Annotated in this window: 1 protein-coding gene; it reads right to left on the bottom strand. The window is 47.2% G+C overall.

Annotated features, from left to right (window positions below; genetic code table 11):
- A partial coding sequence (locus B3180_RS08180) for a transglycosylase domain-containing protein (RefSeq protein WP_286843947.1) occupies positions 1 to 1,082 on the bottom strand: 1,082 nt, incomplete at both ends.

The following is a 1,082-nucleotide window of genomic DNA, read 5'->3' as shown; positions in this document are numbered from 1 at the left end:
CTTCTAATTTCTCATCCTCACCATCTGCCATCAGCTTTTTTGCCAAGGAACGTTGCACTGCGTTTTGGGTGTCTACCTGAAGGTGAGTAAAGATCTTTAATCCGGTGTCCTGCCAGTCTTCCGGTAAAACAATGCGTTTCATTTCACGCCGCACCAGATCCATATAATGTGGGTATGGGTGCTCGACCAAACGTCGACTCTCTTTAACATCGAGCTTTTGTTCAACAGCAGCAACAAAGTTGTCTTTACCGACTAAGTCATTCTCAAACATGACCTTAAGCACCGTGTCACGGCGCTCGCGAGCGCGCTCAGGGAAGCGCCAGGGGTCGTAATAGGAAGGTCCCTTTATCATCCCCACCATTAACGCAATCTCGCTCGGACTAAGCTCCTGAACCTGTTTACCAAAATAAAATTGACTGGCAAGTCCAATGCCATGAATGGCGTTGCTGCCATCCTGACCAAAATAAACCTCGTTCAGATAGGTCTCTAAAATTGTGTTTTTATCAAAGCGGTAATCAATCACCAGCGACATCATGGCTTCATGAAACTTACGCCACAGTGTTTGTTCTCTGGTCAGATAGATATTCTTAACCAGTTGCTGAGTAAGCGTTGAGCCGCCCTGTACCGTTCTGCCTGCTTTAAGGTTAGCAACCAGTGCCCGCAGAATAGACCAGGGGGACACTCCCTGGTGATGATAAAACTCCTGGTCTTCAACTTTCAGCAAAGTTTCAATGAGTAAGTTAGGAACCACCTCCAGACCAACTAACAAACGGTCTTCTTTACTCAACGTGCTAATACGCCCTATCAATTCAGGTTCCAGTCGTAATCTTTCTAACTCCCGACCACTAGGCCAGCTTTTCAACGACTCAATGCGCTCGCCCCGGAAGTTTACCTGCACTCGTTGAGCCATTTGCGGCCCATCAGAAAAATCAAAAGGCCGACGGTGCACCATGACATTGCTTTCGCCGACCGAATAGTAACCTGACTGTTCAGTGTTAGTGTTGCGCTGGTAACCCACCCGCTCCAGAATATCGACTAACCTTTGTAAACGCATAGGGTGATTTTTTTCTAGTGTCACCTCA

The sequence above is a fragment of the Idiomarina sp. UBA4206 genome (assembly GCF_002383015.1).
Taxonomy (GTDB): Bacteria; Pseudomonadota; Gammaproteobacteria; order Enterobacterales; family Alteromonadaceae; genus Idiomarina; species Idiomarina abyssalis.
The sequence above is the reverse complement of the archived record's forward strand: the minus strand, read 5'-3'. Positions and strand labels throughout refer to the sequence as shown.